Source organism: Streptosporangium lutulentum (assembly GCF_030811455.1).
Lineage (GTDB): Bacteria > Actinomycetota > Actinomycetes > Streptosporangiales > Streptosporangiaceae > Streptosporangium > Streptosporangium lutulentum.
Window position 1 is genome coordinate 2,833,602 of sequence record NZ_JAUSQU010000001.1, and the last position, 24,339, is coordinate 2,857,940.

General features: G+C 68.2%; 21 protein-coding genes and 2 pseudogenes. 13 read left to right on the top strand and 10 right to left on the bottom strand.

The features are described 5' to 3' along the window. Positions 1-44 precede the first annotated feature (44 nt). Entirely contained in the window at positions 45-518 is a 474-nt protein-coding gene (locus J2853_RS12540) for a MarR family winged helix-turn-helix transcriptional regulator (RefSeq protein WP_307557532.1), read from the bottom strand. A gap of 85 nt (positions 519-603) precedes the next feature. Here J2853_RS12540 and J2853_RS12545 point away from each other — a divergent pair, with 85 nt between their 5' ends. Continuing rightward, complete coding sequence (locus J2853_RS12545; protein WP_307557533.1) at positions 604-978, top strand: VOC family protein; 375 nt, start codon at positions 604-606, stop codon at positions 976-978. 123 nt (positions 979-1,101) lie between these two features. Here the strand turns inward: J2853_RS12545 and J2853_RS12550 are convergent, their stop codons facing one another. Next, positions 1,102-1,791: a thermonuclease family protein gene (locus tag J2853_RS12550; protein WP_307557535.1), complete on the bottom strand. Its 690-nt coding sequence runs from the start codon at positions 1,789-1,791 to the stop codon at positions 1,102-1,104. 80 nt (positions 1,792-1,871) lie between these two features. Between J2853_RS12550 and J2853_RS12555 the strand changes: the two genes are divergently transcribed. From J2853_RS12555 to J2853_RS12565, 3 genes are all read left to right on the top strand, one after another. Next, the gene (locus J2853_RS12555) at positions 1,872-2,030 is read left to right on the top strand and encodes a hypothetical protein (RefSeq protein WP_307557537.1); all 159 of its coding nucleotides are present in this window, start codon (positions 1,872-1,874) and stop codon (positions 2,028-2,030) included. 674 nt (positions 2,031-2,704) lie between these two features. Beyond that, a complete protein-coding gene (locus J2853_RS48135) occupies positions 2,705-4,102 on the top strand; it encodes a helix-turn-helix domain-containing protein (protein ID WP_307557539.1) in 1,398 nt (465 codons plus the stop codon). A gap of 77 nt (positions 4,103-4,179) precedes the next feature. Beyond that, entirely contained in the window at positions 4,180-5,379 is a 1,200-nt protein-coding gene (locus J2853_RS12565) for a tyrosine-type recombinase/integrase (RefSeq protein ID WP_307557541.1), read from the top strand. A 165-nt stretch (positions 5,380-5,544) separates the two neighbouring features. On the opposite strand, the gene J2853_RS12570 is transcribed toward J2853_RS12565, so the two are convergent. Then, positions 5,545-6,258, bottom strand: a complete 714-nt coding sequence (locus J2853_RS12570; RefSeq protein WP_442480514.1) for a recombinase family protein — start codon at positions 6,256-6,258, stop codon at positions 5,545-5,547. 415 nt (positions 6,259-6,673) lie between these two features. Between J2853_RS12570 and J2853_RS12575 the strand changes: the two genes are divergently transcribed. The 4 genes from J2853_RS12575 to J2853_RS12590 all read left to right on the top strand — a co-directional run bounded on the left by J2853_RS12575 (position 6,674) and on the right by J2853_RS12590 (position 11,955). Continuing rightward, the gene (locus J2853_RS12575; RefSeq protein WP_307557543.1) at positions 6,674-7,069 is read left to right on the top strand and encodes a hypothetical protein; all 396 of its coding nucleotides are present in this window, start codon (positions 6,674-6,676) and stop codon (positions 7,067-7,069) included. Beyond that, positions 7,066-7,680 (top strand): VC0807 family protein, encoded by a 615-nt coding sequence (locus tag J2853_RS12580; RefSeq protein WP_307557545.1) that lies wholly within the window; start codon positions 7,066-7,068, stop codon positions 7,678-7,680. Before J2853_RS12575 ends, J2853_RS12580 begins: the two co-directional genes overlap by 4 nt. Then, positions 7,673-8,470: an SDR family NAD(P)-dependent oxidoreductase gene (locus J2853_RS12585; protein ID WP_307557547.1), complete on the top strand. Its 798-nt coding sequence runs from the start codon at positions 7,673-7,675 to the stop codon at positions 8,468-8,470. Before J2853_RS12580 ends, J2853_RS12585 begins: the two co-directional genes overlap by 8 nt. 371 nt (positions 8,471-8,841) lie before the next feature. Beyond that, the gene (locus tag J2853_RS12590) at positions 8,842-11,955 is read left to right on the top strand and encodes a Tn3 family transposase (protein WP_307557549.1); all 3,114 of its coding nucleotides are present in this window, start codon (positions 8,842-8,844) and stop codon (positions 11,953-11,955) included. 305 nt (positions 11,956-12,260) lie between these two features. Here J2853_RS12590 and J2853_RS12595 read toward each other — a convergent pair whose 3' ends face one another. The 3 genes from J2853_RS12595 to J2853_RS12605 all read right to left on the bottom strand — a co-directional run bounded on the left by J2853_RS12595 (position 12,261) and on the right by J2853_RS12605 (position 15,448). Then, positions 12,261-13,238 carry a zinc-binding dehydrogenase gene (locus J2853_RS12595; protein ID WP_307557551.1) on the bottom strand — a complete coding sequence of 326 codons (978 nt, stop codon included), beginning with the start codon at positions 13,236-13,238 and terminating at the stop codon, positions 12,261-12,263. Between the two features lie 89 nt (positions 13,239-13,327). Next, entirely contained in the window at positions 13,328-14,812 is a 1,485-nt protein-coding gene (locus tag J2853_RS12600) for a DHA2 family efflux MFS transporter permease subunit (protein WP_307557553.1), read from the bottom strand. 6 nt (positions 14,813-14,818) lie between these two features. After that, positions 14,819-15,448 carry an NADPH-dependent FMN reductase gene (locus tag J2853_RS12605; protein WP_307557554.1) on the bottom strand — a complete coding sequence of 210 codons (630 nt, stop codon included), beginning with the start codon at positions 15,446-15,448 and terminating at the stop codon, positions 14,819-14,821. A gap of 125 nt (positions 15,449-15,573) precedes the next feature. Between J2853_RS12605 and J2853_RS12610 the strand changes: the two genes are divergently transcribed. From J2853_RS12610 to J2853_RS12620, 3 genes are all read left to right on the top strand, one after another. Beyond that, positions 15,574-16,260, top strand: a complete 687-nt coding sequence (locus J2853_RS12610) for a TetR/AcrR family transcriptional regulator (RefSeq protein WP_307557556.1) — start codon at positions 15,574-15,576, stop codon at positions 16,258-16,260. A 163-nt stretch (positions 16,261-16,423) separates the two neighbouring features. Further along, the gene (locus J2853_RS12615; protein WP_307557559.1) at positions 16,424-17,437 is read left to right on the top strand and encodes a tyrosine-type recombinase/integrase; all 1,014 of its coding nucleotides are present in this window, start codon (positions 16,424-16,426) and stop codon (positions 17,435-17,437) included. A 15-nt stretch (positions 17,438-17,452) separates the two neighbouring features. Next, on the top strand, positions 17,453-17,944 hold the full coding sequence (locus J2853_RS12620; RefSeq protein ID WP_307557561.1) for a hypothetical protein: 492 nt from the start codon (positions 17,453-17,455) through the stop codon (positions 17,942-17,944). 76 nt (positions 17,945-18,020) lie between these two features. Here J2853_RS12620 and J2853_RS48140 read toward each other — a convergent pair. The 3 genes and pseudogenes from J2853_RS48140 to J2853_RS12630 all read right to left on the bottom strand — a co-directional run. Beyond that, positions 18,021-18,815 (bottom strand): annotated as a pseudogene (locus tag J2853_RS48140) (Tn3 family transposase); the annotation flags it as partial. Positions 18,816-18,875: 60 nt separating this feature from the next. Continuing rightward, a pseudogene (locus J2853_RS48145) lies at positions 18,876-19,271 on the bottom strand (DUF4158 domain-containing protein); the annotation flags it as partial. Positions 19,272-19,611: 340 nt separating this feature from the next. Beyond that, entirely contained in the window at positions 19,612-21,906 is a 2,295-nt protein-coding gene (locus J2853_RS12630) for a rhamnogalacturonan lyase family protein (RefSeq protein ID WP_307557564.1), read from the bottom strand. A gap of 440 nt (positions 21,907-22,346) precedes the next feature. Here J2853_RS12630 and J2853_RS12635 point away from each other — a divergent pair, with 440 nt between their 5' ends. After that, the gene (locus J2853_RS12635) at positions 22,347-22,766 is read left to right on the top strand and encodes a hypothetical protein (RefSeq protein ID WP_307557566.1); all 420 of its coding nucleotides are present in this window, start codon (positions 22,347-22,349) and stop codon (positions 22,764-22,766) included. 128 nt (positions 22,767-22,894) lie between these two features. Here the strand turns inward: J2853_RS12635 and J2853_RS12640 are convergent, their stop codons facing one another. Next, positions 22,895-23,371 (bottom strand): DUF6194 family protein, encoded by a 477-nt coding sequence (locus J2853_RS12640; protein ID WP_307557568.1) that lies wholly within the window; start codon positions 23,369-23,371, stop codon positions 22,895-22,897. 87 nt (positions 23,372-23,458) lie between these two features. Between J2853_RS12640 and J2853_RS12645 the strand changes: the two genes are divergently transcribed. Continuing rightward, positions 23,459-24,166 (top strand): MerR family transcriptional regulator, encoded by a 708-nt coding sequence (locus J2853_RS12645; protein WP_307557570.1) that lies wholly within the window; start codon positions 23,459-23,461, stop codon positions 24,164-24,166. Positions 24,167-24,339: the final 173 nt, after the last annotated feature.

Consider the following 24,339-nt stretch of genomic DNA (forward strand, 5'->3'; position numbering starts at 1 on the left):
AAGGCGTATTCCAGTGAGTCGGCTTCGTGCCGTGGTCGTGGCACCTACGCGCCGACGTCGTCGGCCAGACGCTGGAGATAGCTCGCGAACCGCCGGCGGTCATGCTCGGCCCAGGAGGCGGTCAGCTCCTCGAAGGATCGGCGTTGCCACTTCCTGGCCCTCACCAGCAATTCCTGCCCGCTCTCCGTGAGCCGCAGGGAGGCGCGGCGCCGGTCGCGTTCGGAGGTGGCGCGGACGAGATAGCCCGCTTCGACCGCGTCTCTCACCATGCGGCTGGCGCCCGAATGATCGAGTCCGAGCCGGTGCGCCACGGTGCCCACGGTGACCGCCTCGTGTGCCTCGGCGACGGGTGCCGCGCGGGCCGGGCACGCATTCGTGGCCACGGCCTCGACGACCAGGATGTGCTGCACGTGACGCAGCTCGCCGGTCAGCTCCTCCGATGCCCGTCCGGCCCACCTGCGTGACCAGAAGCGCACCAGGCGAAACAGCGCGGGCCCTCCGTCGTCCCCCTCTTTCATGCTCGCACCCTACGGCAATTTGCATGTGATACGCACATATGATTGTGTGCGAACCGCATACACCTTCACCGGAGAAGGGACCTCCATGGCCATCGTCATGAACCACCTGATCGTCCCCGCCGCCGACCGGAACGTGGCGGCCGCGTTCTTCGCCGACCTCCTGGGCCTGCAAGTCGGCTCGCCCTCCGGGCCGTTCGCGCCGGTCAGCGTCAACGACGACCTCACCCTCGACTTCGACGATCGCCACCGGCCCCAGCCCGGCCACTACGCGTTCCTGGTCGACGACGACACCTTCAACGCGGTCATGGAGCGGCTCAGAAGAAAACCGACGATCGACTACGGCTCCGGTCCCGTGAACGGCTGGGACCGCGACATCAACCACCTCGGCGGCGGCCGCGGCGTGTACGTGCGCGATCCCAACGGGCACAGCTACGAGCTGTTCACCGCTGTACCGCAGTGATGTGGCGTCCCATCTCACTGCCTTGGCCCCAGGCCTCGAAGTCCATCGCACCCCCTGATGCGGGGTGTTGCGACGACCACCAGAACGGAGGGAAGGACGACGAGGGCTCCTTATCCGCCGAGATCAGCGTTCGCAGACGATTCCGTCACGGTCTCGGTCCTCGTACCAGTCGTATTCGGAGTCGACTCCACGCCGGTAGGGCCCGTAGCCGGCGTCATTCGCCGCTCCACATGTGGGGAAGCGTGGATCGTTTTCGCCCGACGGCGGATCAGGACTCGGGGCCGGCGACGCGACGGGCCGCGGAGTCGAGGTGCTGGTGACGTCGCACTTGCCGGACCAGATGCGCAGCCGCTCCCGCTGGGCCTTGACCTGCTCGGCGCGCAGCACCTTGATGTACTTGTCGTTCGTCTTGTACAGCACCGCCTTGCCGTACCCGTACCGGACGAGGTTGCGATTGACGAACACGCTGCCGGCGTTCCACGCGTAGTACAGGAATCGGCCATAGCGGTCCCTCGGGTCCTTGTCCGCGAGCAGATATGTCGCCTTGCCGACAGGCAAGAGCGCCGCGGTGCGCTTTGTTGCGGTGTTGAACCAGCACTTTCCGCGCTCGGGGGTGTCCACTTCCAGGAGCTGGACGCGGATGACGGGACCGGCTCGTGTGAAGCGGACGTCGATCGTGTCACCGTCCACAATCTTGACGACAGTGGCCTTCTTCGTGCCCTTCGGCACGGCGGCGGCCTCTACCGGTGCGGCCATGATCAGGGGCGCGGCGAGAGCGAGGGCGAGCAGGGACACGTTGGCGCTTCGTTTCATGGGGACCCTTCACGGGGTTGGGGCCTCGACCGTAGCCCTGCGAATCTGATCCATTGCTTTTAGTGATCAATATGCAACTTGTGAGCATCTCTCGCTTTGATGCTCTCTGGAACGCGAAAACGCCCTCGCCCACCCTCGACGGTGAAGTCCTCGATCCCCCGCCGGCCGCCGCGGCGATCGAGCAGCAGCGCGGGACCATCGGCACCGGGCCGGTGGGGCGTTCGGCGTCGGTGATCTAGCCGAGCCGTCGGCACTGTCATCGTGATATCTGAAGTGATTTCGGGGGATGTCCGGCCGTCCCGTGGCGGTCAGCACCACGTCGAGCCGGTGCCGCCTGGCCATCTCGACCACTTCGAACCCGTCGGATGCCGTCGCCGCGGCCTCCAGACCTGGCTCGGACAACAGAAGCAGGCTCAGGCCCTCCTGGGTCGGGGCTTGGTCGTCGGCGACGATTGCGCGGATGCTCACCGGCATCCTCCCGCAGCGCGGCTGCCCGTGGTTTCGGAGGTGCGGCGGCCGGCAGCCGTACAGGGGGCGTCCACGTCACGAGGCTCTTTCGTCGCGAAGGTCTCATCCAGGGGCAGACGGGCGGTCACCCGCCAGCTGCCCAAGGTCACGCCCCTACGGCGGGTTTCCGGTGTATCCCGCTCATACCCGCACGTCGGCTTGCTCGCGGACCGTTCGCCGCACATCGCGACCAGCGGGTCCTCACCGGAGCGGCCGATATGGGTAAGCAACAGTTCTTGAGTTGAGGGCGCTGGACCCTTCTCTGCTTGCACGTTCTCTGCCTGCGAACTGCGTCTTCTTCCGTTTGCTGGATCGATCACCACACGCCGAAGTAACTTCACTCTCCGTGAAGCTTTTGTCGCAGGAGTGATGAGACGGCGGCGCGGGTGAAGTCGGGAGGTGTGGGTTGGCGCTGGGAGTCGTACGAGATCTACGCGAGCACCGAGCCCCTAACAGCAAAGAAGATCTTGCCGCCTTCGAGATCGACGTCCTGGCAGGGTTCGTGCTGGCTCGCGCGTCAGCCGGGCTGACCGACAGCACCATCCGCAACGATGCCAATCACCTGGAGCTGATCCGAGACTGGTTCGGCCGACCACTGTGGGAGATGCAGCCCGAAAACGCCGATGTCTACTTCGGCAAGGTGCTGCGGGATGCCAAGCCCTCCACCCGCACCGGGCGGGCGGCGGCTCTGACGGTGTTCTTCCGGTTTCTGGAGCTCAGGCACAAGGTTGAGCTGCATAACCTCACCGGCCGGGTCGTCGAGTGTCCGCTCGATGAGGTCAACCGTCCGCGGTTATCAGTGGATCCGCAGCTGCGCATCCCGCCGACCGCCGAGGAGATCGAGCAGCTGTTCGCGGGGTGGCGCGAAGAGCTGCTGAGCTGCCGCAAGTTCGCCCCGGCGGCCCGCAACTACGCCGTGGCCCGGTTGGTCGCCGATGTCGGGTTACGGATCAACGAGGCCCGGATGCTGGACCTGGACGACGTGCGCTGGGAGCTGGGCCGGTTCGGCAAGCTGAACGTCCGCCACGGGAAAGGATCTCGCCGCAAGGGGCCCAAGCCACGGCTGGTAGCCTCTGATCAACGGCGCCGATCGCAGCCTGCGCTGGTTCATCGAAGACGTCCTTGGGCTGTTCGAGCTCGATCTGTCCGGCCCTCGCACCCCGTTGTTCCCCTCCGAGCGCAAGAACGCCGAGGGCACCTGCACCCGCGCCACGGCGGACGTGTTTCGCCGCGCCTTGATCGACGCCGTCGACCGGCATCTGCCGACCTGGTCGGGACGGCTAACGCCGCACGTGCTGCGGCACTTTTGCGCCTCCCAGCTGTATCTGGCCGGGATGAACCTGTTCGCGGTTCAAGAACTGCTCGGCCACGCCTGGACGGGTACCACGGCCAGGTACATCCACGTCCATGCCACCCACGTCGAAGACGCCTGGGTCACCGGGCAGCGCCGCGTCGCCGACCGATGGAAAGGACTTACCCGATGAAATGGAACCTGCGTCTGGCTGCCGCGAACCGCGGGATCTGGAAGGCCAGCGAATTTCAGCGGATGCTCGCCGAACGGGGCCTGGTCATCAGCGCCGGCAAGATGTCGGGCCTGTGGTCGGGAAGCCCCAACGTGGTCAAGCTCGACGAGCTCGACGTCATCTGCACCGTGCTGAGCTGCGGTGTCGAGGAACTGCTGATCCCCGAACCCGAGAGCGTGGCCGAGCCGCGGCACCACAACGATGACGAAACTGCGGCGGTCGGCCAAACTCGGTCAGTCACCCCGCGCACCGGCGCCGGACGGTCGCTACCGCCTCGATGAACTGCCCGCACTGCACCAACCCGTTGCCGGAGAAGCGACGCCGAGATCAGGTCTACTGCAGCCACTCCTGTTCAGCGTTGGCCTTCTACTACCGGCGCAAGAACGGCCAGCCGGTCCCGCCTCGCTGGCAGCATCCGGCGTTGACCGCAACTGATCCGGTGCTGCGCGCAGCGGCACGTCACGCTCAGGAACTCGGCCAAGCCCACGACTGGAACCCCTCGACCACCAGATGCGTGCTGGATGGGCTGGTCATGGTGCTGACGGGCCTTCCCGCAGGTGAGCGCGTCCCGCTCAGCGAGGTCCGATCCCGACCGCACCGCTGGGTGTCGCGTCCTCGGCTCGTCGAAGTGCTCACCGACCTTGACCTGCTCCACGACGACTCCGTTTCGGCGATCAGATCCTGGGTCGATCACGCCACCAGCCATTTCACCCCCGGCTTCATCAATCCCGTCCGGCAGTGGCTGCTGGTTCTGCTCGATGGCGACGCCAGGTCGCGCCCTCGGTCCGCGTCCAGCATCCATGTCTACTTCAGTTGCGTTCGACCGTTCCTCGATGACTGGGCGGCGCGCTACGACCATCTGCGGGAGGTCACCCGCTTCGACATCGGCGCAGCGCTCGGACCGCTCAGCGGCTCACGACGCGCCACCACGACCAGCGCGATGCGATCGCTGTTCGGATTCGCCAAGAAGCGCGGCCTGATCTTCTCCAACCCGACGACCGGCCTGAAGGTCCGCTCCGCGGACTTCTCCCTGATCCCGATGGCCGATGAAGAAATTCAAGCCATCGAGCAGTTGGCCGACGACCTCGCCGGTCGAGTCATCATCGCCCTGGCCGCCGAGAATGCCGCCCGCACTGGAGCCATCCGGCACCTAACGCTCGATGACCTCGATTTGGCCAACCGGCGAATCACTCTCGCCGGCCGTCGCCAGCGACTCGGAGACCTCAGCCATCGAGCGCTACGCCGTTGGCTTCGCCATCGTCGCACCACCTGGCCGCACACCAACAACCCACACGTCCTCATTAGTGACAAGACCGCCCATGGCATCGGCCCGATCAGCCAACAATTCGTGAAGGCGCGGATGAACCATGTCGGGTGCAGCGTCGATCGCATACGCAAAGACCGCATCCTCCACGAAGCCCTCACCGCAGGGGCGGACCCGCTCCACCTGTCGCTGGTCTTCGGAATCTCCCACAGCACAGCCACCAGATACACCGCCGTCGCCGAGCACCTGCTCGCCGACGAACTCGATCAGGCACCCAGCCGTGATCTTAATTAGACTGTCATGCTCGGAGATCTTGACCGAACTCTCCGCGTTTTCGGACCTCATCAACCGAACCGGCGCGTGTTCTCGATGAAGGTCCTTCAGTCTGGCTGAACTCACGGCAGACGTGCTGTTAACCAACGTGCTACCAACCGCCAAACCTGCTCTGAGCTGGGATAATCAGTGGTCTGCTTCGAGCTCAGCCGCCGACTGACCGGTGGCAGGGCGGGCCGTCGTCGTGAGCTCGGGGACGTACTTGTAGATGGTCGAGCGGCTGACGCCAAGCAGGCGGGCGATGGAGGAGACGGTGTTTTCCGGCCGGGTGAGCAGGTCGCGGGCGTGCCGGATCTGCTCGGTGGTCATCGCCGGCGGGCGTCCCAGACGCTGACCGCGAGCGCGGGCGGCGGTCAGGCCCTCGTGCGTGCCCTCCACGATGAGTTCGCGGATGAACTCCGCGAGCGCGGCGAAGACATGGAAGACGAGCCGGCCGCCGGGGGTGGTGGTGTCCAGCGCCTCGTGCAGGGAGCGGAAGCCGACACCGCGCTTGCGCAGCCCCGCCACGATCGAGATGAGGTCCTGCAGGGAGCGACCCAGGCGATCCAGCGAGGGCACCACGAGGGTGTCGCCGGGGCGCAGGTAGTCCAGCGCCTTCCACAGCTCCTCGCGCTCGATGTTCTTGCCGGACTTCTTGTCGGCGAAGATGCGGATACAACCCGCCGCGGTGAGGGCGGCCATCTGGCGGTCTAGGAGCTGTCCGCGGGTAGAGACGCGGGCGTAGCCGACCAGCGCCCCTGAGGGGCCCGCGGGTTCGGCCGCAAGCGGGTCCTCGCCGAGAGATCCCTCCAGCAGCGGACCTTCGGGAAGCGCGAGGTTCCTGGCCGTGGTGTTCACCACGAGCCGCCGCCGGGGGCCAGCATGGCGACGGTCACCGCGAGCAGCTCACCAGGGGAGGTCTGGCTGCCGCGACCATAGGCGGCCTGGGTGACCATCAACGGCCGATGCAGCCCTGGCAGAACCGGCGAGGTGGTCGGCCCGACGTCCAGGACGGTGGTTCCAGCCCTCCACGATCTCGAAGTCGGCGTCCATCTCGCGGCACAAGATGCAGTCGTTACGGGCGTGGGGGTAGGGCAGCACAGGCTCGGCGAGGAGTTCCATGACCCGAAAGCGTACAGAAAAGGGTGCTGACGCACTTACTGAACACCCAGATTTCTCAACACGTTTTTCAACAGGTCGAGAAGGCGGGAAGGGGCGGCCCGGAGCCTGTCGGGCTGTGGTGTCGAGAATCGTTCGATTCTCGACAAGATCATCTGTGGGGTGCGGAAGGTTTGGTCAGCAGAGCGCGGCGGCGGAGCTGCAGACCTACATCGAGGCCAACGTCGCCTACATCGACACGCACCGCAAACAGGTGCGAGTACTGACCGCGATCGCGATGAACTTCACCGACGAGGACGGCCGCACCCAGTTGACGCACGACGCGTCGGTGTACGGCACGAGCCTGGCGCCGTTGCAGGACCTCCTCGAACGCGGGCAGCGCGCCGGCGAATTCCGCGACTTCAACACGCGCACCATGGCCATGACCGTCCGCGCGGCCATTGACGTCATCGGCCCGCAACTCAGCGTCATCCCGGACCTCGACCTCGACGCCTACGCGCGGGACCTGGTGTCGCTGTTCCGGCACGCGACCACGAAGGAGGCAAGGCCGTGACCGATCAGCGGCGCTCCGGCGCGGTGCTCGCGCTGGCGTTGGACGTCGTCATCCCGCTGGCCGTGTTCTACCTGGCGCGCGGCGCCGGGGTGAACCAGTGGCTGGCGCTGCTGCTGGCCGCCCTCGCGCCCGCGGCCGGGATCGGCTGGACGTGGGCCAGGCAGCGCCGCCTCGACGCGACCGCCGTGTTCGTCATCGTCAGCATGGCGTTGTCGTTGCTGGTGGCGTTCGTCACCGGCGATGCCCGCGTCCTGCCGGCCCGCGAAAGCTGGCTGACCGGGGCGGTCGGGCTGTGGATCCTCGCCTCGCTGGCCACCGGGCGGCCGTTCCTGCTGGACGTGGCCGGGAAGGTCAGCCCGGCCGGCGTCGCGCGGAGGGTCGATTCGCTGTGGGCCGGCAACCGGGTGTTTCGCCGCTGGATGATGCTGGCCAGCCTCGCGTGGGGGGCGGCGTTCCTGCTGGATGCGGTGATTCGGGTGGCGTTCGCCTACACCCTCGCTGTGGACAGCGTGCCCGCGGCGCTGATCGTCCTGATCGCGCTCGCCCAGGGCATCGTGATGCTGCACGGCAGGCGCAGCGGCGCCCTGGCCCTGCTGAGGAACCATGGCTGACCCGCGCGCGATCTTGGTCACCGGCGGAGCGCACGGTATCGGCGCGGCGATGGTCCGCCGCTTCACCGCCGCCGGCCACCAGGTCGCGGTGGCCGACCTCGACCGCGGTAAGGGGCTCGACCTGGCCGTGCAGACCGGCTGCCACTTCGTCCAGGCCGACGTCTCCGTCCTGCAGGACAACCAGGCCGCCGTCGCCGAGACCGTGAACCGCTTCGGCCGGCTCGACACGGTCTGTCTCAACGCCGCCACCCCCGCCGGGCAGGGCCTCGGAGACGACTTCGACGCCGAGAAGTACCACCGCGCGATGCGCGTCAACCTCGACGGCCCCGTCTACGGCGCGAACGCCGCAATATCCCACCTGCGCCATGGCGGCGGGGATAGGGGCGGCGGCGCCATCTTGATCACATCGAGCCTCGCGGGTATCACGGCGTCTCCCGACCCGTACTACGCGACGGCCAAGCACGCGCTGATCGGCCTCACCCGCTCGCTGGCGCTGCTCCTACAGCCCGATGGGATCACCGCCAACGCACTGTGCCCGGGGTTCACCGACACCCGTCTCGTCGCCACCCACCGCGACACCCTCACCGGACACGGCATCGCCATCGCCGAACCCGACCACGTCGCCGCGGCAGCGGAACACATCCTCGGCACCGGCAGGACGGGGGAAGCGTGGAACATACAGGCGGACCAACCCCCCCATGCCGGTGCAATTCCCGCGCATCACGCTGAGCATGCGAGATGTTCGATCTTCAAGCTGACCATACCGGCCAGTCCCCGCCCGCCGCCCTGAGCAGCCGGGGAAGGCAGCGCCGAGCCCGCGGCTGGATCCGGGGGGCAGACGGGCAAGCAGCTCTCGTCACCCGCGTGACACGCTCGCGCCGCTAGCCCACTCCCAGCGCGCCGAGGGTGCCGATGCTCAACCGAGCGTTCAGATCGAGGCGCACCTCACCGTACGGGCGCACGTGCAACCAGAACAGCGGGGTCAGGCCGCGCCGATCGACCGGGGTGAGCAGGGCGGGGTCCTGGGACTATTCGGCCGAGAATTAGCGCTAACAACTGAGCCGCAGGTCATCTGGGGTGTCGGGGCGATAATCGGGTAGTCGCTCTCAGTTTGGGCGCACTGCTGGGTAGTGGTGGTTTGTTCGCCTATGGTGACGGACCGTGCCGCATGAGTACTTGTCTGACGAGCAGGTGGGCCGGTACGGCCGGTTCGTGGTGGACCCGACGCCGGAGGAGCTGGAGAAGTTCTTCTTCCTGGATGGCAAGGCGCTGGAGCTGGCGAGGGAGAAGCGCCGGCTGCATAACCGGCTGGGTTGGTCGATCCAATGGGGCACGGTGCGGATGCTGGGCACGTTCCTGACCGACTCCGGCCCGGACGCCGTGCCGGAGGTGGTGGTCCGGTATGTGGCCGAGCAGCTGGGGATCGAGGACTGGTCGTCGGTGAAGCTGTACGGGGACCGGCAGCAGACCCCGTACGAGCACGCGTGGCAGATCCGGGACTCGCTCGAGTACCGGGAGTTCGCCGACATCGAGGCCGAGATAGCCGACTTCATCGCCTCCCGGGTCCGCAAGACCCGTGACTCGCGGCGGGAGCTGTTCGACCGGGCGGTGCTGTGGCTGATCGAGAACCAGGTGCTGCTGCCGGGCATCACGACGCTGTCGCGGCTGGTCACCGAGATACGGCGGATCGAGCTGTCAGCGATCAACAAGGTGTTGACCGAGGCGGCGCCGGTGCATATGCGGCGGGAGCTGGTGGGCGCGCTGGCCGTGCCGGACGGCAAGAAGGTGTCGACGCTTGAGTGGATGCGTACCGCGGTGACCAGGCTGTCGGGGACGGGCATGTCGGACGCTTTGGACCGGGCGGCCTACGTGCTGGGGCTCGGGACGGGCGCGGTGGACTGTTCGGCGGTGGCGCCGGTGAAGCTGGCCGAGTTGGCCCGGCGCGGGATGACGGCCAAGGCCCCGAAGATCAAGGCGCTGGAGGCCAACCGGCGGGTCGCCACGTTGCTGGCGACGGTGCGGGAGCTGGAGGGCACCTCGGTCGACGACGCGCTGCTGTTGTTCGACTTGCTGATGTCGACGGTGCTGCTGTCGCGGGCCAGCCGGGCCGGGGACAAGGAGAAGCTGAAGAACCTGCCCCGGCTGCGGATCGCCGCTGCCCGGCTGGCAGCCGCGTGGACGATCGTGATGGACACCCCGCAGACCCAGGCCGAGGACGACGGCGGAGAGAAGGTGACCACGGCGGCGGAGGTGCTGGACCATGTCGAGCAGGTGGTGACCCGTGAGCAGTTGGCGGCCGCCGTCGAGACGGTGCTGGAGCTGACGCCGCTGTCTTCCACCGAGGACGACGGTTATCTGGAGTGGCGGGTCGAGCTGGTGGACCGGTACGGCACGGTAAGGCCGTTCGTGGACATGCTCGCCTCGCTGATCCCGTGGGGGTGTACGGCGGCCGGCTCCCAGATCGTCGCCGCGCTGAAGGCGTTGCCGAAGCTGATGGCGGCACGCAAACCCGGCACCGAGCACATCAAGGGGTTCGAGGATTTGGTGACCGGGTCGTGGCGGCGGCTGGTGTTTGGCAATCCGAATCTGGATCCGCCGCTGATCGATCGGCCTGCCTACACCTTCTGCATCCTGGAGGCATTGCATGGGGCGTTGCGGCGGCGGGATGTGTACGCGGTCGGCGCGGACAAGTGGGGTAACCCGCGGGCCGCTCTGATTGAGGAGCGGCTGTGGGTGCGTGAGCGCGCCACGGTACTGACCGCGCTTGGCCTGGACGCCGAGCCCACCGCTCACTTGCGGGAGCTGGCCGGGGTCCTGGACGATGCCTACAAGCAGGTCGCGGCCGGGCTGGCAGCCAACCCATCGGTGAGCGTCAAGGGTGGCAAGCTGCAGATGTCGCGGCTGGAGGCCGCCCCCGAACCGGAGGGGTTCGCCGCGGTGCACGACGCCGTGGCTGGGATGCTGCCGCGTATCGACTATCCCGAGCTGCTGCTGGAGGTACACGGCCAGACCGGCATGTTCGACGGGTTCGAGCACATCTCCGGCTCGCACGTGCGCCGCGAGGACCTGGACATCACCCTGGCCGCGCTCACCGTGGCGAGATCCTGCAACGTCGGCCTGGTCCCGGTGACCAAGGCCGGGGTGGCGGCGTTGACCCAGCACCGGCTGATCGGGGTGGAGAAGGGCTACTTCCACGGCGAGGGCATTGCCGCGGCCTCGGCGCGGCTCGTCGACTCCCAGGCCCGCATCGATATCACCGCCGACTGGGGCGGCGGGCTGGTCGCCTCCGCCGACGGGATGCGCTTCGTGGTGCCGGTCCGGTCGCTCTACGCTCGGCCGTCGCCGCTCTACTTCGGCCGTGGTAAACGTTCAAGGGGCGCGACCTGGCTAAACGTCGTCTCGGACAAAGTGATGGGCCTGGGTGGGCTGGTGGTGCCCGGCACGTTGCGCGACTCGCTGTTCATCCTGGACGCCATCCACCGGCTGGACGCCACTGAACAGCCGGAGATCATCATCACCGACACCGGCTCCTACTCCGACATCGTGTACGGCATGTTCGCGGTCTGCGGGTACCAGTTCGCGCCGAGGCATGCCGACATCTCCGACACCCAGCTGTGGTGGATCGACACCGCCATGCTGGAGGGCACCCTCACCAAGGGCACCAAGCAGACCAACGGGTGGGGCGACTTCAACACCCTGGGCCTGCGGCGGGTGTCGCTACCGGCCATTCTCTCCCAGTGGGATGACATGGTGCGGGTCGCCGGGTCACTGTCCACCAACCAGGTCCGCGCCCATGACCTGATCCGCATGATGACCGCCGACGGCCGCCTCACCGGCCTGGGCAACGCCTTCGCCCACTACGGCCGCATCTTCAAGACACTTCATCTGCTGCAGGTCCTCCACGTGGAGGAGTACAGAAGGATGATCGGTGCCCAGCTCAACATCGGCGAGTCCCGCCACTTCCTGGCCCGCCGCGTGTTCTTCGGCAACCTCGGCCGCCTGATCAGAGGGTACGCGCGCGGGATGGAGGACCAGGTGGGCGCGCTGGGCCTCGGGCTCAACGCGATCACGTGGTGGAACTCGCTGTACATTGACGCGGCGGTGAAGAAGCTGGAGGCCGGTGGGCTGGGCATCAGTCCCGCGATCCGCGCCCGCTTGAGCCCTCTGTTGTTCGAGCACATCAACTTCCATGGGTTCTACCCGTTCAACCGTCCTGACCTGGGCGGAAGGCTCCGCGAGCTGCGCGACCCGAAAGCCGCCGACAAAGAGGAGTGACCCGCGATAGGAGAGGTACGCGAGGGCCGGGTGAGCTGACCTCCCCGGTTGAGCTGGTCGCGGCGATGACGGCGATCAGGCTGCTGCAACACAACTTCACCGCCGAGCTCGCCCGTCGCCACCTTCCCGGTTGCTACCTACTTCAACATCTGGACGCTTGTGATCGTACTGCGGCGGCCCATCGCTCGCCGGCTGTGCGTAGGCCGGAGGGCTCGCCGAGGGCGTGTATACGCCGTGCAGATCATGGCGCCCGATGCCCATCGGTTGGGGATGGCCCGCCAGTGTGGCAGCGTCCTGTAAACGGGCTAAGGGATAAGGACGATCTTTCCCGCCGCACGGCGGTTCTCCAGGTCGGCGTGTGCGTCGCCGGCACGGTTGAGGGGGTAGCGGGTGACCAACGGTTGGAGTGCACCATCGGCGGCTGCTCGGATCGCGCGGGCTTGCAGTTCGTGCATGGTGCCGGCACGTCGCAGCATCTGTGGGCCGATCGCCCAGGTGACGGTGCTGGCGTGCTCGATGATGTCATCAGTGGTGATGCGGGTGGCGGCCCCCGATGACCAGCCGTGCAGGAGGAATCTCCCGCCAAGGCCGAGCAGGTCGAAGGCTTGGCGGCCCGCGGACCCTCCGACGCCGTCGAACACGATGCTGAGTTCTCTGCCGCCAAGGGCGTCGCGCACCGCGTCCGGCCATTGTTGGTCACGGTAGTCGACAGCGATGTCGGCGCCCAGCAACGTGGCTTGCAGAACTTTTTCCGGCCCGCCGGCCACGCCGACGACAATGACGCCCTGGTGGTGCAGAGCCTGTATGAGCAGGGCGCCGATGCCACCGGCGGCCGAGGTGACCAGCGCGACATCCCCGGGCTTGGCATCTGCGCTGTCGAGAATCCCGAGCGCAGTCGAGCCCGTGGTGATCATCGCTACCGCAGTGTCTGCGGTCATATGGTCGGGGAGGTCGTGAAGGGCGCCGATGGCGGTCACCACCTGTTCGGCGTAGCCGCCGTAAGACTTAAGTGTGCTGACCACTCGGCGGCCCAGCCAGCTCTCGTCAACGTCCGGGCCCAGCGCACTCACGACACCAGCGACCTCACCACCCAGAACGATGGGCAATACAGGGGCGGCATGAGGTCCCACTCCGCGACCGGCCCGCAATGTCGTCTCGATGAAGTGGATGCCGCTGGCCTGCACGTCGATTCGGACCTGCCCCTCACCAGGAACCGGCGAAGCGATCTGCTCGTACCGAAGGTTCTCAGCGGGCCCGAACTCGTAAAGCCTGACTGCGTACATGGGTGGTGCGCCTTTCCGGAGGAGTGGTCGGCGAAACCGGGTTCGCCATGCGAGTGCCGGTCGCCGGTGTGCTATCTGGTTGCGGGCCCTCATCTGAGGCTGCGCTTGCTCGGAATCACCGAGTGCGGGGGCGGAGCTGTCGATGCCGAAACTGATGGGACGCCGGGGCGCCGCCGCCGCGAGGGCAGCAGCAGTGCCGGCACCACCGCGAGAGCCAGCAGTGCCACCGCCCACCAGTAGGTGTGCTGGAACGCAACAGCCTGCTTCGCGCCGCCCGCCGAACCCATCGTGTTCGACGCCAGCACCACCGACAGCAGCGCTGTGCCGATCGATATCCCGACCTGGGAGACGATGTTCGCCAGGGTGCTGCCGGACGGAACGTCGTCGGGGGCCAGCCCGCGGGTCGCCGTCGTGTTGACCGGCATCATCGTCATGCCGACGCCGACTCCCATGACCAGCATCGCCGCGCACAACCGCCAATAGGGCGCATCCGCCCCGAGTTGAGCGGCGAACAACGACAGGCCGAGCGTGGCCACCGCGATGCCGGAGACGATCACCAGCCGCGGGGACACCTTGTCGATCCGCCTGGTGGCGATCTGCATCGAAACACCGACGGCGACGGCCAGCGGGACGCCCAGCAGGCCGGATTGGGTGGCGCTCAGCCCCCGGACCGTCTGGTAGTACATCGGCGTCAGCAACATCGAGCCGAAGTAGCCGCAGGGGAACAGCACCATCGTGGCGAGACCTGCGGCAAACGTGCGGTCGCGAAACAGGCGCAGGCGCAACAGCGGATGACGGGCGGTCACGCCACGGGCGACGAACCCAGCGGTCAGCAGCAGTCCCGCGACGGCGGGCAGTATGGCCCCCGGCGCGGTGAAGTCGCCACGCTCGCCGCCGGCGGACAGGCCATAGATCAGCAGGGCCAGGCCCGGCGACAACATCAGCAGACCCGGCACGTCCAGCCGCCGCACCGGCTGCGGCTCGTCGCGCCGCAACAGGCGCACCGCCAGCACCAGGGCCACCGCGCCGACGGGCAGGTTGACCAGGAAGATCCAGTGCCAGGACGCGGCGTCGATCAGCCAGCCGCCCAGGATCGGCCCGCTCACCGGCCCGATCAGCACCGGGATGCCGAGCAGCGCCATCGCCCCGCCCATCCGCTCCCGATCCGCGGCCCGGATGACCATTGCCATGCCGACCGGCATCAGCAGGCCGCCGCCGAGCCCCTGCATCACCCGAAACAGCACCAGCGTCTCGATGTTCCACGACAGCGAGGCCAGCGCGGAGCCGACGGTGAACAGGACTATCGCGGTGAGGTAGCTGCGCTTGACACCGAAACGGCCCATCGCCCAGGCGGCCACCGGGATGACGGCGACGAGAGCGAGGGTGTAGCCGGTGGCCACCCACTGGACGGTGGCGAGCGGCGCGTCGAACGCCACTGCCAGCGGATGCACGGCGACGTTGACGATGGTGACGTCCAGTACGGACATGATCGAACCGATGATGACGACGGTGAGGATGCCGGCCAGGCCCGGAGTGGTTCCGGCGGTCCGGGGGGTTGCGGTGACGGTACTCATCGCCCGTCACTTACCGTACGGGTGCTCGGCGCGGGCGGTGCGCAACGCACGGCCCCACCACAACACCTGGTCGACCATGTTCTTAGCGGCACCCTCGCACACCGCCGCGTCGAGCGGCCTGCCGTCCGCGCCCAGCCCGGACCAGGGCCCGTGCAGGCTGACGGAGTCGCGCACGGTCATGGCGTGCAGCTCGGCGAAGACCTGCCGAAGCTGCTCGACGGCGCGAAGCCCACCGCCCAGCCCGCCGTAAGAGACAAAGCCGATCGGTTTGGCCTGCCACTGGGTGTAGTGCCAGTCGATGAGGTTCTTCAGCGAGGCCGGAAAGCTGTGGTTGTACTCGGGTGTGACGACGACGAAGGCCTCGGCGGCGGCCAGCCGCGGGGTGACTCCGGCGAGAGCGGCCTGGGTCTCTGGGGCGGGGGCGGGGAGGCCGTCCCAGCCGGGCATGGATACGGGAAGATCCAGGCTGGCGACGTCGACGACGTCCAACTCGATGTCGGTGCGGTGGCTCACATGGCGGGTGAACCACTCGGTGACCGACAGGCCGGCGCGGCCACCGCGGGCGCTTCCGACGATGACGGCGACCCGTAGCGCGGCATCGCCGGCGGCCTCATTGGTGCGGACGGTGTGAGACATGGCTATTCCCCTGATTGCCTTGTTGTATTGCCGCTGTTCGCGGCACGCTCAGGTAAGATACAACGGTGGTTGCAGAAATAACAACCACTGTTGTAGTTAGCGGCCGACGCTCAGGAGAAAAAGCGATGACCAGCATGGACTCCACGAACAAGACAACGACGGCACAGCCGCCGCGGGGCCGGGTGGACAAGGCGGCGGCGATCGTACAGGCCGCCTGCAGGGTCTTCGGACGGGACGGCTACTCCCGGGCCGGCATCGACACGATCGCCGCTGAGGCCGGCGCCTCGACTCGCACCCTCTACAACCACTTCCCGGGCGGGAAGGAGGAGTTGTTCCGCTCCGTCATGCAGTGGAGTTCGGGGCAGGTCAGGGACGAGCAGCTCGCGCAGCTGCGGAGGTACCTGGATCTGGAGCGCCCGCCGCGCCCCGATGACCTTGAGCGCGACCTGCTCGCTCTGGCCCGCGCCTGGGTCGGCCTGATGACGGACTTCCGCGACCACTTCTCGCTGGTGCGGCACATCTCCGCGGAGGCCAGGCACGTCCCGGCCGAGGTCCTGGACGCCTGGCAGGAGGCCGGGCCGCGCGCGGTGGGCCGTGAGCTGACCTCCGCCATGGCAGCGTTGGACGGCCGTGGCCTGATCGACGTCCACGGCGACCCGGCCCAGGCCTCCGTCCATTTCATGGCGTTGATCTCAACCGAGATCACGCAACGGTCCTACTGGGGTGTCAGCCCGCTTCCGCAGGAGGAGGCCGACCGGCTGACCGCCGCCGGGGTCCGGGCCTTCCTGCGGGCGTATGGCTCCGCAGGCTGAGTCGGAGCCGGGCCTCAGCCGGAACCGCGGCATCACGAATCGACGTCGCCCGAGCCTGGCGCCAGTGGGGCAAGCCGACCTGCAATCGGTCCAGGATCGGCGTCCCGGCCTGACCGGCTTCGAACTTCCGAGAATGACTGGTTCTCGGAAGTATGATCCAGGAGTGACTTCCGAGAATCCGGTCCCCGCCGGATCACAACCCCCGGAAACAACTTCCGAGAACACACAGGCACCCTCCACGACGAAGCGAAGGGGGGCACCGCCCACCGCGCTGCCGGACGACTACGCCGACTTCCTCACCGCCTACACCGCGGCGCTCACCGACGTGCCGCTCGCCGCCGACACCAAACGGACCTACATCTCGCGGGTCCGGATGTATCTCGCCTGGCTCGCCTCGCCCACCGCCGGCCGCCGGTCCAAGGGTGACCCGCTCACCAACCCCAAGGCCCGCGACTGGGCCGTCCGCGACTACCGCCTCCACCTCCTGCGCGACGCGCAGCCCAAACGGTCGGTCCGCTACAGCAACAACGCCCTCGCCGCCCTGGACGACTTCCACATCCGGCTCGGCCTCGGCAAGGGCGACATCAGCCGCGACGACCTGCCCAAGACCGCCCCCAAAGCCCTCGACGGCAACGCGCAGGTGCGGTGGCTGCGCGCCATCGAGAACTGGCCGCATACCCGCGACCGGCTCCTGGCCCTCCTGCCGTTCTACGCCGGGCTGCGCATCGGCGACGCCGTCGCCCTCGACGTCCCCGACGTCCGCATGTCGGCCCGCAAGGGCGTCCTGGTCGTTTACGGCAAGGGTGGCAAGATCCGTGAAGTCCCCATCCACCCGCAGCTCCGCGAACCACTGACCGGCTGGCTTGACGAACGGCCCACGTGGAGCAACGCCGCCACCGAGAAGGCCCTGTTCCTCAACCGGCGGGGCGGCCGCCTGACCGCCCGCGGCGCCTCCGACGTGTTCACCGCCATCGGCCAGGCCGCCGGCCTCGACGACGACATCACCGCGCACATCGGACGGCACACCTTCGTCACCCAGCTCATCCGCGGCGGCGAAGACCTCGTCACCGTCGCCGAGATAGCTGGTTACTCAAGACTTGAGACCCTGAGGATCTACAGCCAGCCCACCGACGACGACAAGCACAACGCCCTACGCCACCTCACCGTCGACCGATGAGCCTCCCCATCTGAAATGACCAACGAGCAGCGCGACCCAGACGGCGACGCTGAGAACCCGACCGCCGATTCTGCCCAGGCGACGGAAGACGCTCCAACCGAACGGATCAAACTGGCGCACACCGTACCCATCCGGCCAGACGGCTGGCCGGACTGGCTCGGACGGCGCCCGATGACCAGCACCGACCGGGCCAAGATCCGCCAAGCCCTCGACGCCGGGCTCCCCGAAGGTCCGCTGACCGACCCCGGCCCCTTCCTGTGCTACCTCACCATCGACGGCCTGGACCGCGAGACCGACCACCGGAAAGCGACCCGGCTCCGCGGCCGGATCCACGCGGCCGCCCGCAGCGCAGCCGAAGGACGCCACACCACCTACCACGCGACCGACGCCACAATCACCATCGGCATCCGCGGCCCCGACGCCCACGAACGCATCAACCAACTCCGCCACGCACTGGACAAGCTCATCACCAAGCACGGATGGACCACCCGGGACCAGCCCCGCTGACCGAAACACCCTCTGAGCTGCGACTCAGTCGTTAGCGCTAATTCTCGGCCGGATAGTCCCAGGACCCCAGGGCAGCCCACCTCTCTTCGGCCAGGACGTCTTGCAGCATCAGGACGTTCACGTAGACGAGCGCGGCCTGGAGGATGCGGAGGCACAGCGCGGTCATCTCCACCTCGTCGCGCCGGTTGGTGGAGATCTCGCCACCGCGGCCGTAGCACAGCACCGCGTTGGCGCGGTTCCACGCCTCGACCACGTTCAGCCCTTCCTCGATCTCTCGCTGCAGGTCGCGATCACGTAGGTAGCGGGCGACGAACGTGGTACGTACGGCACGGCCGATCTCCAGCATCGCCTGGTATGCCGGGTGAGAGGCAGTGCGGGTGAAGCGCGACAAGATGGCCTCGGTGGAGGCGGTGCGGGTGCGAATCGCGGTGGCGTATTTGATGACCTGGTCGTAGTTGGTGGCGATGATGTCCCAGCGGACCGGTCGGGTCATCGCCGGCGCCAGGTTCGCATACCGGGCCAGGTCTCCGTAGTCGGCCTGGTGAAGCTTGACGCGGTTGATCTGTTTGATGCGCGGCAGCAAGTCCACGTTGAGGAGCCGCGTCACCCCGAAACCAGGCTCCGACTCCCCGTGCGAGTCGACGTAGTTGCCTTCGACCTTCATGGTGGTGCCGTGCCGGATGGCACCCTCCACCATCGCGGCCACCTCGGAGGCCGACGCCTTGAGCGTCTGCGAGTGCACCACCACCGAGCCGCGCTCCACGTGCCAGTACACCAAGATTCCGCGACCTCCATACCGCGAGTGCCACTCGGTGAACAAGTTCTGATCCCACGCCCGGAAATGCGTGGAGTCGGAGGCGACCGCCGTACGCTCCCGCTCGACCAGCAGCGCCGCCAGCAGGGTGACGGTCGCGTCAGTCCGGCACTGCTTGAGCAGCTCCTCACGAACCCGGTCCGACTGCCGTTCGGCGTGCGCGACGTTGACCGCCAGCCAGTCGATCAGCTTGTCGGCGTCGGCGACCGAGCACTCCCGAAAACCGAGATGATCGCGGATCTCTCGGCGGTGTCGCTCGATCGTCCGGCCCGACCACTCATACAGGCCCACACTGCCAGGCGACGTCTTGGTCTGGCGCGCGACGTAGTCGACCACCTCGTCGGGGAAGTCGCTCCGGCCACGAGGGAAACGCCCGTGCTGGGTGTAGTACTTCAGCAGTAACGCGAACGGCAGCCGGGTGTTCTCGTGCTTGGCGTTGACCAGGTCGGCCTCGTCGCTGAGCACCGTCCAGTGGTCGACCAGTTCATCCATGCCTAACGGCGGACGCTCCATATCTTTGGATACGCCCGAAGCGGCAGGGCATTACAGCAGGTCAGTTAAGGGGCCGCCCGTATTTGGCGGTTGGCGACACGTCCGTTAACGGCACCCCGATAAGCTCGCCGCCGGGTGAGATCGTCGCCGAACCGCTGAAAGTTCGGCGACAACCTCCCCGGCCGGGACACTCCGGATGATCGACGGGGCCCAACACGCTCGACGGGGCCTCGACGGGCTCGGCACCGTCGAGGCCTGTTCGACCTCGACGGGTTCGCGGCTCCGGCCGGGACCGGTGGATGAGGACCCTCGTCGATCGTGCGTCGCGACGGCCGAGGGCGGTTCGGGGTGATCGAGGAGATCAGCGGACGTAGACGTTCGGCCTGGGCGGGGCCGCCATGCCGGAGCCGATGTGGAAGCTCGGGTGCGGCGGCTGGTTGTAGGCGGTGTTCTGCCAGGCGATCGCGGTGCGGTACTGGACGTCGTGCATGAGGGTGAAGATCCGCTGAGTGGTGACCGCGGTGGTGGTGTGAATGCGAAGGGCGGTGTTGTCGGAGGTCGCCCAGACCACCTCCTCCCGCCAGTCGCCGAGCAGGTCGCCCGACAGCGCCGGGGTGGACTTGGTGCCGTTGTTGGAGTGCACCCCGCCGGCGGTCAGCAGGCGGCTGTCGCCGCTCGTGCCGTACTTGTCGATGTGCGTGCCGTCGAGCAGCTCGCGCACGGGGTCGGCGTCCCACCAGGCCAGGAAGTTCATCGAGGAGGGTTTGCGGCCCACGTTCTGGCCCTGGGTGTTGAGGATCCCGGCCCCGCCCGCGGCCGACCACGACTCGGCTCCGGGGCTGCCGGACCAGATGTCGGCCGACACTCCCCTGCCGTTGTCGCCGCCGGCGGCGGTCTGCCACAGGATCTGCCCGGTGCGCGCGTCGGCCATCCACGAGCTGGGCTTGGAGGCGTCCTCGTCGACCTTGAACACCTCAAGGCCCGTCCTGGACGGGTCGAGGTCACCGACGTGCATCGCGTCGCCGTGACCGAGACCGGTGTTCCACAGGCCCCGGCCGTTGTCGTCCAGGGCCATGGCCCCGTAGACGATCTCGTCCCTGCCGTCGCGGTCGACGTCGGCGACCGAGAGCTGATGGTTGCCCTGTCCCGCGTACGCGGAGTTCCCCGAGGCGGCGGAGTCGAACTTCCATCGCTGGGTCAGGGCTCCGTCGCGGAAGTCCCAGGCCGCGACGACGGTCCGGGTGTAGTAGCCGCGAGCCATGATCAGGCTGGGCCGCCGGCCGTCCAGGTAGGCGGTCCCGGCCAGGAACCGGTCGACGCGGTTGCCGTAGGAGTCGCCCCAGGAGGAGACCGTGCCGCGGGGCGGGTCGTAGTTCACGGTGGACAGCGCGGCGCCGTTCTGGCCGCTGAACACGGTCAGGTACTCCGGGCCCGCCAGGACGTAGCCGCTGGAGTTGCGGTGGTCGGCCGAGGAGTTGCCGATCACCCTTCCTGCTCCGTCGACCATGCCGTCGGCGGTCTTCATCGCGATCTCGGATCTGCCGTCGCCGTCGTAGTCGTAGACCTGGAACTGCGTGTAGTGCGCACCGGCGCGGATGTTGCGCCCGAGGTCGATGCGCCACATCCGGCCGCCGCCCAGCCGGTAGGCGTCGACGTAGACGTTGCCGGTGTAGCCCGACTGGGAGTTGTCCTTGGCGTTGGAGGGGTCCCATTTGAGCACCATCTCGTAGCGGCCGTCACCGTCGAGGTCGCCCACGCTCACGTCGTTGGCGGCGTAGGTGTAGGCGACGCCGTCCGGGCTGGTCCCGCCCGCCGGGGGCTGGATCGGCACGTCGAGGTAGGCGCCGCCGGTGAAGCGCAGGGAGGACTCGGAGGCGGCCTGCTCGGCGCCGCCGATCACCGGGCGCACGGTGTACGAGGCGTCCGCCGCGGCGCCGCCGTCGAAGTGGTTGGTGGAGCCGGTGATGGGCGAGGCGTTCACCTTGGTCGCGCCGCGGTACAGGTTGAACGCCACCTCCGCGGGGTCGGTGCCCAGCAGCCGCCAGGCGACGAAGTTGCCGCTGCCGGACCGGGCGCTGATCAGCCCCCGGTCGAGGTCCTCCACCTGCCGCGAGTCACCGGCCGGGGTCGGCGGCACCGTCGGGGGCACCGTGGGGGGCGCTGTCGGCGGCACCGTGGGAGGCACGGTGGGAGGCACCGTCGGGGTCACGGTGGGGGTCGGGCCGGTCGAGCCGGTGCAGGCCACGGCGTTGAGGGTGAACGCCGCCGGGACGGGATTGGCGGTGTTGTTCCACGAGGCGTTGAAGCCGAACGAGACGGTGGCGTCGGTGGCCAGCGCGGCGTTGTACCCGGCGTCCGCGGCCGTCACCTGGGTGCCGCTCTGGGTGACCGTGGAGTTCCAGGCCTGGGTCACCTGCTGACCGGCGGTGAAGCCCCAGCCCAGCCTCCAGCCGTTGATCGGGTCGCCGAGATTGGTCACCGTCACGGTGCCGGTGAACCCTCCCGACCACTGGGTGGAGACGGAGTAGGCGACGCGGCAGCCGGCCGCGGCGGCCTGCGCGACGACGACCGAGGTCGCGGTCGCCGCGAGAGCGACCACGGCCGCCGAGCAGATCACGCGTAAGCGGCGAAGGGGCGATCGTGAGGGTCCGGACATGCTCTTCCCTACGGTGAGCGAATCGACGCGCTTCACCGGTCACGGTACGGAAAGGACCACGACATTGGGAAAGCGCTTTCACAACCCTCATCACATATCGGCAATCCGGCCCTGACGCCATCGCGAGAAGGTCGCCCCGCTCCTCCCGGGAGGGATCGGCGCCCACCGCACCCCTCGTGGGCTGCGACGACCCGGCGCGCGCTCCCTTCCACGAGCGCGGCCGCAGGTGAAACTTTCAGCTCGGCCGCCACCTCGGAAAAGGAAAGTGGGTGACACCCTTCGCGCGGCCCGCGGGAGCACCACGGCGACCGCCGCGGGAACGGTTGCGTCGCCGGCCGCGAAACCATCGGGAAACCACCGGGAAACCGGTGATCTTTATCTTTTTGCCCGAGGTCGAAGGACTGCTCGGCGCTATTCCGTTCATCTACAGGAGGTTTTCCATGTCAGGTATCCGCAACCGGGGGCTCACCGTTCTCGCCGGGGCGCTTCTGGCACTCCCGGTGCTGGCCGTGACGGCGCCGGCGGCGTCGGCCGACACCAACTGCGGCAGCTTCCCCGGCAACAGCATCGCGAATCACGACGTCATCTCGCGGACGGTCACGCACGGCGGGCGGACGGTGCGGGTCGCGCTGGTCAACCAGCGGTTGAGCGATCACTCCTTCGCCGCCGTCCGCAGCGGCTACCGCTCCGGCGACCAGACGTGGGTCGACCGGTCCTCCGACGGGGGCGCCAACTGGACGCAGTGCGGTCCTTTCAACAACATTTTCTCCAACGACCTGCTGCACAAGGGGTATCACATGCGCGCGTGCGTCCGGTTCAACGGAGCGAGCTTCTGCACGGGCTGGAAGAGCGACAGCTGAGCGGCCGGTACGACGCGGCGGTGGTGGCCCGTCGCTGACCGGGCCGACCTCGGGGCGCCTTGACCGGCTCCCCCCGAGGTTCATCGGCGGAGCCGCGCACCGGCGGCTCCGCCGATGCCGATCGAAGGTCACCTTTGGTTCGCGCCCGCTCGCCGCTCATGGCGCGAGCGTGCGAGGCGATAGGCCTCATGAAGCAGCTCACGGGTCGTCTCCTCGGTCCGCGGGCCCGGGTTCACCACCGCCAGCCAGCCGACGGCGCCGTAGACGGGGTGCGCGATCACGGTGTCGGCGGCGCCGGGGTCGACCTCGACGGTGGCCGGTTCGCGTGGCGCGTGACCGGCCCACCGGATGAACGCCTCCTTCCCGGCGGAGATGTTCACGCGGAAGGTGTCCGGCCGGTCCAGGCGCGACGCCTCGTCTCCGGGGTAGTTCTTGGTCACGATCGTCGCGAAGGGCTGGGTCGCCGCCGGGACGACGCCGTCAGGTGAGTAGTAGAAGAAGGTGTCGCCCCAGCTGACCTCCGGCGAGCCGTCGCCGGGTTCCGAGCGGAAGGTCAGGACGCCGTCGAGGCCGTCTGTGAAGCCGATGATCTCGTCTATGGTCATGTGCTCCAGCGTTGCATTAAGGTGCTTGTGGAGACTTTGAGGCTGAGACTGAGGGGTTTCGGGGTGTCAGGTCTCAAATCACGGGACATGCGTACTGTCGATGTCGCGCGGCGCGCCGGGTGCTCCGTTCAACAGGTGCGCAACCTTGAGCGTGACGGTGTGCTGCCGTCGGCGACGCGCACGGCCACGGGCTACCGGATCTACGGGGAGATACATCTGCGGTCCGCGCTGGCCTACCGTGCCCTCGCGGCGGGCGTGGGCCCGGTCGAGGCCAAGAAGATCGTCCGGGCCGTCCACCGGTTCCCCCTCGCGCGGGTGCTTGCCCTTCTCGACGCGGCGCACGCCCGGCTCGACGCGGAGCGCACGGAACTGAGGAAGGCCGAGGAGGCCGCCCGGGCCATCTCCGGGGAGCCGATCGAAGACGTGCGCGCGTCGGACGCGATGAGCGTCTCCGAACTCGCCGCCGCCCTCGGCGTGCGCCCTTCGACGTTGCGGCACTGGGACGCCGAGGGGCTCGTCGTCCCTGACCGCGACCCCGCGCGGGGAACGCGACGGTACGCACCGGCCCAGGTGCGGGACGCGCGGATCGTTCACCAGTTGCGCAGGGCCGGGTACCGCATCGCCCCCCTGCGGGCCCTCATGCCGGAGTTGCGGCGCGCCCGCCGGCTGGAGGACGTCGTCTCCGCGCTGGCCGCCAGGGACGCCGGCATCACGGCTCGCTCCCAAGCGCTCCTCGACGGTTCCGCCGCGCTCAGCGCTGTGCTCTCGCTGGCCGGCGCGGACCTCGGCCGATGAGGTGTGCGCACCGCCCGGGGCGGTGCGCGGTCGTGGACCGATCCGGGCGGGTCTCCCGGCGGACGTCGAGCCGGCGCGGGTCGTGGGCCCGCTCCGCTCGGCTCAGTCGTTCGTGCCTGACCTGAAATTCTGCCGTTGCCTGCGGACATGTAGGGACTGAAAGCCCGCAGCGT